Here is an 8,319-nt window from a genome sequence, read left to right as displayed (position 1 = left end):
AACCGCGCGCAGAAACAACGGGACAACGCGTTTCTCGGCGCGAATCGCGTTTCTCAGCGCTCGCGGTCACCGCCGCCAGCCGACCTCGCCCGGACGACGGCGGCGCCCCATCAGCGAGAAACGCGAACCGCGCGCAGAAACAACGGGACAACGCGTTTCTCGGCGCGAATCGCGTTTCTCAGCGCTCGCGGTCACCGCCGCCAGCCGACCTCGCCCGGACGACGGCGGCGCCCCATCAGCGAGAAACGCGAACCGCGCGCAGAAACAACGGGACAACGCGTTTCTCGGCGCGAATCGCGTTTCTCGGCGCGAATCGCGTTTCTCGGCGTGGGTGGCGGCGCGCGACGGGCTCGCCCCCGTGACAGGGGCGCCGAGCATCGCCGCCTTGTCTCGGGCGATGTCGGAGGCCGGGGTTAGCCTGGGAGCGGAGGTTTCGAATGACACTCGATCCGCACTCGCCCCGCACCTCGCCCTCGCTCGACAACCCCGGTCCGCACCCGTGGCGGCGCTACGTCGCGTTGGGCGACTCGTTCACCGAGGGCATCGGCGATCCCGTGCCCGACGGCGGTCATCGCGGCTGGGCCGACCGTGTCGCCGAGGTGCTCGCCGCACAGGTCGACGACTTCGCCTACGCGAACCTCGCGGTGCGCGGCAAGCTCATCGCGCAGATCGTCGCCGACCAGATCGAGCCCGCGCTGGCGCTCAAGCCCGACCTGATCACCTTCTCCGCCGGGGGGAACGACGTCATCCGTCCCGGCACCGATCCCGACGCGGTCTCGCAGCAGTTCGAGGACGCCGTCGTGCGCCTCCGCCGCGACGATGCCACCGTCGTGGTGTTCACGGCCATCGACACCGAATTCACGCCCGTGTTCCGCGGCATCCGGGGCAAGGTGGCGATCTACAACGAGAACATCCGCGCGATCGCCGATGCCCACGACTGCGTCGTCGCCGATCAGTGGAGGCTGAAAGAGGTGCAGGACATGCGCTTCTTCGACGATGACCGCCTGCACTACAACGCGCTCGGCCACCACGAGGTGGCTCGCATGGTGTTGCGCGCGTTGAACGTTCCCAACGACCTGCAGCCGCACCAGCCGGAAGCCCTCACCGCCACCACCTGGCGCGCCGCACGAGAGAAAGACCTGGTGTGGGCGCGTTCGTACCTCATGCCCTGGGTGCTGCGACGCTTGCGACACCAGTCGTCGGGCGACCACGTACACGCCAAACGACCCGAGCCGCTGCCCATGACGACGCTCGCCCCGGGCCGGGATGCCGCGGCGTCTCCCGAGACGCCGGTGTGACGGCCGTGTCGACCGACGCTCCCGCCCCTCTGCCCGACGCCGTGCGGGCGCTTCTCGAGGCCGCTGACGCCGACGCCCTGCTGCGCGACGCCGAGTCGCTCGCCGAGGGGCTGACCGATGCCGGATGGACACCGGAGGTCGAGAGCGGCCGCTTCGGTGCCGATGACTGGGTCGTGCTCTCGTCGGCGTGGGCGCCTGACGTCTCGGTGTTCTTCGAGGGCGATGAGACCGAGGTCCGCATGCGGGCGCAGGCGGTGGCATCCTTCCTGACCGCCCAGCCCGGACGCTGGGCCTTCCGCACCGACGGAGACGACTGGTCGGGGTGGACGCTCGACGACGCGCGCTGGACGAGGGGGGACTGGATGGCTACGTACCCCTTGGAATGGCACGGCCGTGGCGTGGTCGTCTCGCTGTACGTGAGGCCCGACTACCAGCCGGGGAAGATGCTCGCGCCCTCGAATCTGCACCTCGGGATCGAGCGCGAGGACACACCGGCCGACGGTCTCCCCCGCGACGATGCCCGTGCCCGCCGGCTTCTGCGCGACGGGTCGGTCATCGACCGGTGGTACCTGGCCGGACAGCACGAGCTCCCCGATGATGTGATCGCCGCGCTCGAGGACGACCCCGACTCCCGGGTGCGCGCCGCCGCGGAGTCGGAGCGCTGGTATCGCGAGCGAACGGTGATCGGGCCGCCGCCTCCCAGCGACGGCGAAGGGCCGGGCGTGCCGGCGCCTCCCGCTCGTTTCTCTGCGCGGTAGCGGCTCCGTCGTTCAGCGCTCCGTCCCGTAAATCAGCGCCGGGCCTGCCGGAACCTCTTGCTCGCTTCACCCCGAGGTGGCCGCGCCGCGTTCAGCGGCTCCCTCCCGTAGATCAGCGCCGCCCGCGCCCCAGCTCCCACAGCGCGACCGCGCTCGCCGCGGCGACATTGAGGGAGTCCACGCCCCCGGCCATCGGAATCGTCACGATCGAGTCGGCGGCGGCGAGCGCGCTTCGGCTGAGCCCGTCGCCCTCGGCGCCCAGCAGCAGGGCGACGCGCTCGTGCCCGGCGGCCGAGAAGTCGTCGAGGCTGACCGCGTCGTCGGAGAGGGCGAGAGCGGCGAGGTGCAGGCCCGCGTCGACCAGTTGCGGCTTCGCCTCCGACCATTCGGGGAGTCGCGTCCACGGCACCTGGAACACGGTGCCCATGCTGACGCGCACGCTCCGGCGGTAGAGCGGGTCGGCGCAACGCGGCGTGACGAGCACGGCATCCGCTCCGAGGGCGGCCGCCGACCGGAACGCGGCCCCGATGTTGGTGTGGTCGACGATGTCTTCCAGGACGACGACGAGCCGTGCTCCCGCGACGACATCGGCGACGGATGCGAGGGCCGGACGGTGCATGGATGCCAGGAGCCCCCGGTGCACGGCGTACCCGGTGACCTGCTCGGCGACCTCCGCCCGCACGACGTACACCTCGGCGTCCTCGCCCACGAGGGCGACGGCGTCGGCGAGGAACTTCTCCTGCACGAGGACCGAGCGGGGTCGGTGACCGGCGCGGAGCGCGCGGTCGAGCACCTTGGACGACTCGGCGATGTAGAGGCCGCCCGCCGGCTCCGTCACACGGCGCAACGACACGTCGGTGAGGTCGCGGTAGTCGGCGAGACGCGGGTCGTCGGCGGAGTCGAGGGGGATGACGGGCATCGTCCCATCGTGCCAGCCGAGCACCGGATGCCGGACGCCGGGGGGTGTGCGGCGCTCACCGTGCGAGCCGGTGTCGGCGCCCCGCCCTAGACTCGGTGCGACGGAGGTATGCATGACCGACACGACGAAGGATTCCGGTTTCTCGGCATCCATCGATCGGGCTGTCGAGGTGCTCGCCGGCCGGCGCATCGCGGTGCTGACCGGCGCGGGTGTGTCGACGGATTCGGGAATCCCCGACTATCGCGGCAAGGGCGCGCCGACGCGCACGCCGATGACCGCGCAGCAGTTCCTCGCCAGCGCCGACGCACGCCGCCGTTACTGGGTGGGCAGCCACCTCGGCTGGAAGGTGTTCGCCGCGGCCGAGCCGAACGACGGGCACCGTGCCCTCGCCGACCTCGAGGCCGCGGGGGTGGCGAACGGTGTCGTGACGCAGAACGTCGACGGTCTGCACGTGCGTGCGGGCAGCGGGCGTGTCGTGGAGCTGCACGGCACCATGCGCCGCGTGGGCTGCCTGCAGTGCGGGCAGGTCTTCGACCGTCGCGACCTCGCCGAGCGCGTCGAGGCCGACAACCCGTGGATCAGCCTTCCCGAGAACGTCGAGCTGGGTCCCGACGGCGACGTGACGCCGGCATCGGCCGACGGCTTCGTCGTTCCGGTGTGCTCGGTGTGCGGCGGCACGCTGAAGCCCGACGTGGTGTTCTTCGGCGAGTACATCCCGGTCGAGAAGTTCCGCGAGGCCGAGCAGCTCGTGCACACCAGCGACGCGCTCGTGGTGGCGGGGTCGTCGCTCGTGGTGAACTCCGGCATCCGGCTCGTGGAGCGCGCTCGACGCAAACGCCTGCCGGTCGTGATCGTCAACAGGGGTGAGACCCGCGCCGATCAGCGTGCGACCGTGAAGATCGACGGCGGAACGACCGACGCCCTGCGCGCACTCGCAGAACGACTGCCCGGGCTGCTCTGAGAGCTCTCGGCGGAACGACCGACGCGCAGCGCGCGCTCGCAGAAGGACTGCCCGGGCTCCGCGGAGAGCTCACGGCGGAACGACCGACGCGTTCTGCGCGCGCAGAACGACTGCCCGGGCTGCTCTGAGAGCCGTCGACGCCCGACGGAGCGCGCGTGAGCGGGATTACGCGTCCCGTGGCGCGGCGGAGCGTGACGAGCGGAGGACATGGGGCGAGCGGAGGACAACAACCCTCCCCGGCATCCTCCGCTCCCCGCATCTCCTCCGCTCCGCACCTTCGGCGCGAGCTCACGCCGGCGGGCGGGGGGCGGGGGGCTCGCGGGGTAAGACCGACCGATCCCCCGCTCGGTTAGGCTCGAAGCGTGACGATCCTGACCCTTGTGCGACACGGTGAGACCGACTGGAACTCCGGGGGCCGCATCCAGGGCTCGACCGATATCCCCCTGAACGACACGGGCCGCGGCCAGGCGCGCGAACTCGCCGAGCGTCTCGCGACCGAGTACGCCGGGAGTGAGGTGGTCATCGTCTCGAGTGATCTCTCGCGCGCGGCCGAGACCGCCGACGTGATCGCCGCGGCCCTGGGCACGACGGTGAGCCGACGGATGCCGGGACTGCAGGAGCGCTCCTACGGCGACGCCGAGGGACTCGACGTCGCCACCTTCTACGAGACCTACGGTCCGTGGCATGCCGCCGACGTGCCGAACGCCGAGACGTGGCCGGTGGTGCGGGAACGCGCGCTCGTCGCCCTCGCCGAGGTCGTCGCCGAGACACCCGAGGGTGTCGACGTCATCGCGGTCGCGCACGGCGCGCTGATCCGCGAGGTCATCATGTTCGCCACCGACGGCGCGTTCCCCCGCGAGGGCGAGCGCCTGCCCAACTGCTCGGCCACCACGTTCCGCCTCGACGGCGACGTCTGGGAGATGCGGGCATACGCCGGCGTCGCGAGCTGACACCGACGCCGGACCGGGGCGTCCGTGGGGGGCCGCTGAGACCATCGACGCGACCCGCAGAACCCGGCCCCGCCACCGGACTCGGGCGTCCGCGCTGGGCCACTCGCCCGTCGACGCGACCCGCAGAACCCGGCCCCGCCGCCCGACCCGGGCGTCCGTGCTGGGCTACTGAGTCCGTCGACGCGACCCGCAGAACCCCGCCCCGCCACCGGATTCCGGCGTCCCTGCGAGGGTCCTGAGCCCGCCGACAGGAGTGCGATCCGCAGAACCCGAGCACATCGACGGGCTCGGTCATCTCGGCGCGTGCGTGCCCGCTACTCCCCCGCGCGCTGCAACAACAACCGGGCGTGACGCAGCATCGGCTCGTCGATCATCCGCCCCTCGTAGCGGAAGGCCGCGTACTCGCCCCCCGCGGCCTCGAGCACACCCCGCGCCCACGCGACCTCCGCGGGTGGCGGCACATACGCGTCGCGGATCGTCGCAACCTGCCCCGGGTGGATGCACGCGGTGGCCACGAACCCCGAGGCGGCGGCATCCCGAGCCTCCGATGCGAGTCCGTCGAGATCGGCGATGTCGACGTGCACCGCGTCGATCGCGCGTTTGCCGGACGCTCCGGCCGCCAGCAGCACGCGGGCCCGGGCAAGGCGCGCGACGTCGCGGTAGGTGCCGTCGGGGAAGCGACTGGAAGTGCCGCCGAGGCTGGCGACGAGGTCTTCGGCTCCCCACATGAGTGCCACGACCTGCGGGAGCGCCGCGAGCTGCTCCGCGGCGGCGACCCCGCGCGCGGTCTCGCACAGGGCGATCACGTCGTAGTCGGCGAGCGCGGCGAGGGATGCCGGATCCTCGGCCTTGGCGACCATGACCGTCTGCACGCGGGTCTCGGCGAGGGCGGCGACGTCGCGCGCGAAGTGGGGCGTTTCAGGCCCGTTCACTCGCACGATCACGCGATCGGGGTCGGGGTCCGCTCTCACCATCGCCTCACGGGCGACGGTCTTGGCGTGCGGAGCGACGGCGTCTTCGAGGTCGACGATGGCGGCATCCGCTCGTTCCCACGCCTTCGGCAACCGCTCCGGGCGGTCACCGGGAACGAACAGCAGCGCCGGGCCGAGACCGAACGGGGCTCGCGTGTCGGACGCCTCGCTCACTCCGCGCCGTCCTTCGCCCACACCAGCACGGTGCGCGTGGCGGTGACGACCATCTCGTCGTTCTGCGAGCATCCCGTGTGGGCGAGCACAACGACCCCCTGCCCCGGACGGGATGCCGAGGGCCGCACCGACACCACCTCGGTCTCGGCCGTAAGGGTGTCGCCGACGAACAACGGTGCGGGAAAACTCACATCGGTGAGTCCCAGTTGGGCGACGAGCGTTCCCTGCGTCAGCTGCGCGACGGAGAGGCCGATGAGCGTGGACAGCGTCCACATCGAGTTCACGAGCGGACGGCCGAAGGGTTGGGTCGCCGAGAACGCGGCATCCAGATGCAGGGCCTGCGTGTTCATCGTCAGGGTGGTGAACAGTACGTTGTCGGCCTCGGTGACGGTGCGCCCGGGCCGGTGCGCGTACTTCTCACCGACGACGAACTCCTCGAGGAAAAGGCCGCGCTGCTCGATCATGCGGCAACGGTACCGGTGAGTCCCAGCGCACGCGAGATGACCATGAGCTGCACCTCGGTCGTCCCCTCGCCGATCTCGAGGATCTTCGAGTCGCGGTAGTGACGCGCGACGGGGTACTCGTTGATGAACCCGTTCCCGCCGAACACCTGCGTCGCATCGCGCGCATTGGCCATCGCGGCGTCGCTCGCGGTCATCTTCGCCACCGCGGCATCCACCGAGAACGGCTTACCCGCGTCGCACAGGCGCGCGGCGTGCACCCAGGCGAGGCGCGCGGTGTGCACGCGGGCGTGCATGCGCGCGAGCAGGAACTGCATGCTCTGACGCGTGGACAGCCGCTCGCCGAACACGACGCGGGTGCGGGCGTAGTCGACGGCCGCTTCGAGGCAGCCCTCGGCCGCGCCCGTGGCGAGGGCGGCGATGGCCACGCGACCCTCGTCGAGCGTGCGGAGGAAGTTCTTGAGGCCGTGACCCTGTTCGCCCAGCAGGTTCGACGCGGGGACGCGCACGCCGTCGAAGGTGAGCGGGTGGGTGTCGCTGGCGTTCCAGCCGACCTTGTCGTACGCGGGCCCGACGGTGAACCCCGGGGTGCCGTTGGGCACGATGATCGTGGAGATCTCGGGGCGGTCGCCCGTGCGTCCGGTCACGGCGGTGACGGTCACGAAGCGGGTTATGGCCGTGCCGGAGTTGGTGATGAACTGCTTCGACCCGTCGATCACCCACTCGTCGCCGTCGAGCCGCGCCGTGGTGCGTGTGGCGCCGGCATCGCTGCCGGCCTCCGCCTCGGTGAGACCGAATCCGGCGAGCGCGCGACCGGCCACGAGGTCGGGCAGGTACTCGGCCTTCTGCGCATCGGTGCCGTAGCGGTAGATCGGCATGGCGCCCAGGCCCACTCCTGCCTCGAGGGTAATGGCGAGCGACTGGTCGACGCGGGCGATTCCCTCGATCGCGACGCACAGGCTGGCGTAATCGCCGCCCTGCCCGCCGACCTCCTCGGGGAAGGGCAGGCCGAACAGGCCGAGCTCGCCCATCTGGGCGACGATGTCGAGCGGCAGTTCATGGGCGCGGTCGGCCCCGTAGGAGCGCGGCGCGATCACCTCGTCGGCGAACTCGCGCACCATCGCGCTGAGTTCGCGCTCGTCGTCGGTGAAGGACTGCTGGGTGTCGATGCTCACGGGAGCGTCTCCTTGTGGGAAGGGATGGGGGCGGGTGCCGGGATATCGGCGGGATCGTGCGGTTCGGGTCGCGCGGGAGCTCCGGTGGCTGGGCCCGAGGAAGCCTCGGGCGTCGGCGTATCCTCAGCGATCCGCGCATCCTCAGCTGGAACCCCCGCGTCCGCGACGGAGGTGAGGCGAATCACGGAGGTTGTGCGCGCGGAGCCGGCGGACGCGGGCTCGGCGGACGAAGACGTAACTCCGGCGATCCGCGCATCCTCAGCTGCAACTCCCGCGTCCGCGACGGAGGTGAGGCGAATCACGGAGGTTGTCGGCGTGGAGCCGGCGGATGCCGGGGAACCGACGTGATCGTGGGGCTCACCGACCCCCGGCGTCACCGTCGCCACCACCGCGTCGCGGGCGACCTGGGCGCCCGCCGCCGTGCGCAGCCGCACCGTGCCGGCGTGCGGCGCGGTGACGGTGTGCTCCATCTTCATGGCCTCGATCGTGACGAGCCGGGCACCGGCCTCGACGACGTCCCCGTCGGCGCTGTGCACCGCGACGACGGTTCCGGGAAGGGGAGCGACGAGCTCGGGGTCGACGGCTCCGGGGGCTCGACCCGCGGCGGCTCGGCGACGCGCGGCGGCATCCCGGCGCGAGACCACCCGCAGCC

At 71.6% G+C, this 8,319-nt stretch carries 9 protein-coding genes; 4 read left to right on the top strand and 5 right to left on the bottom strand.

The window, feature by feature from the left end:
- Positions 1-437: 437 nt before the first annotated feature.
- Together RWP81_RS11825 and RWP81_RS11820 are read left to right on the top strand one after the other, a co-directional pair.
- Complete coding sequence (locus RWP81_RS11825; protein ID WP_314456334.1) at positions 438-1,298, top strand: SGNH/GDSL hydrolase family protein; 861 nt, start codon at positions 438-440, stop codon at positions 1,296-1,298.
- 5 nt (positions 1,299-1,303) lie between these two features.
- Positions 1,304-2,056, top strand: coding sequence for a hypothetical protein (locus RWP81_RS11820; RefSeq protein WP_314456332.1), 753 nt, complete (start codon positions 1,304-1,306; stop codon positions 2,054-2,056).
- Positions 2,057-2,168: 112 nt separating this feature from the next.
- Here RWP81_RS11820 and RWP81_RS11815 read toward each other — a convergent pair whose 3' ends face one another.
- Complete coding sequence (locus RWP81_RS11815; protein WP_314456330.1) at positions 2,169-2,975, bottom strand: RNA methyltransferase; 807 nt, start codon at positions 2,973-2,975, stop codon at positions 2,169-2,171.
- 112 nt (positions 2,976-3,087) lie between these two features.
- Here RWP81_RS11815 and RWP81_RS11810 point away from each other — a divergent pair, with 112 nt between their 5' ends.
- The gene (locus RWP81_RS11810; protein WP_314456327.1) at positions 3,088-3,936 is read left to right on the top strand and encodes a Sir2 family NAD-dependent protein deacetylase; all 849 of its coding nucleotides are present in this window, start codon (positions 3,088-3,090) and stop codon (positions 3,934-3,936) included.
- A gap of 362 nt (positions 3,937-4,298) precedes the next feature.
- A complete protein-coding gene (locus tag RWP81_RS11805) occupies positions 4,299-4,886 on the top strand; it encodes a histidine phosphatase family protein (protein WP_314456325.1) in 588 nt (195 codons plus the stop codon).
- A gap of 314 nt (positions 4,887-5,200) precedes the next feature.
- On the opposite strand, the gene RWP81_RS11800 is transcribed toward RWP81_RS11805, so the two are convergent.
- The 4 genes from RWP81_RS11800 to RWP81_RS11785 all read right to left on the bottom strand — a co-directional run.
- Positions 5,201-6,031, bottom strand: a complete 831-nt coding sequence (locus RWP81_RS11800) for a CoA ester lyase (RefSeq protein ID WP_314456323.1) — start codon at positions 6,029-6,031, stop codon at positions 5,201-5,203.
- On the bottom strand, positions 6,028-6,495 hold the full coding sequence (locus RWP81_RS11795) for a MaoC family dehydratase (RefSeq protein WP_314456321.1): 468 nt from the start codon (positions 6,493-6,495) through the stop codon (positions 6,028-6,030). The genes RWP81_RS11800 and RWP81_RS11795 overlap by 4 nt, the downstream gene beginning before the upstream one ends.
- Positions 6,492-7,667 carry an acyl-CoA dehydrogenase family protein gene (locus tag RWP81_RS11790; protein WP_314456320.1) on the bottom strand — a complete coding sequence of 392 codons (1,176 nt, stop codon included), beginning with the start codon at positions 7,665-7,667 and terminating at the stop codon, positions 6,492-6,494. The genes RWP81_RS11795 and RWP81_RS11790 overlap by 4 nt, the downstream gene beginning before the upstream one ends.
- Positions 7,664-8,319: biotin/lipoyl-containing protein (locus tag RWP81_RS11785; protein WP_314456318.1), on the bottom strand; the 656-nt coding region annotated here is incomplete at its 5' end. The genes RWP81_RS11785 and RWP81_RS11790, both read right to left, overlap by 4 nt.

Origin of the sequence: uncultured Microbacterium sp., from assembly GCF_963521695.1 — a bacterium.
In the GTDB taxonomy this organism is placed as follows: Bacteria; Actinomycetota; Actinomycetes; order Actinomycetales; family Microbacteriaceae; genus Microbacterium.
This window is presented reverse-complemented; position numbering and strand designations above follow the sequence as displayed.

Bases quoted from the DNA above. Each gene is read 5' to 3' on its own strand.
- RWP81_RS11815 (WP_314456330.1), bottom strand. From the start codon at position 2,975: ATGCCCGTCATCCCCCTCGACTCCGCCGACGACCCGCGTCTCGCCGAC.
- RWP81_RS11795 (WP_314456321.1), bottom strand. From the start codon at position 6,495: ATGATCGAGCAGCGCGGCCTTTTCCTCGAGGAGTTCGTCGTCGGTGAG.
- RWP81_RS11825 (WP_314456334.1), top strand. From the start codon at position 438: ATGACACTCGATCCGCACTCGCCCCGCACCTCGCCCTCGCTCGACAAC.
- RWP81_RS11810 (WP_314456327.1), top strand. From the start codon at position 3,088: ATGACCGACACGACGAAGGATTCCGGTTTCTCGGCATCCATCGATCGG.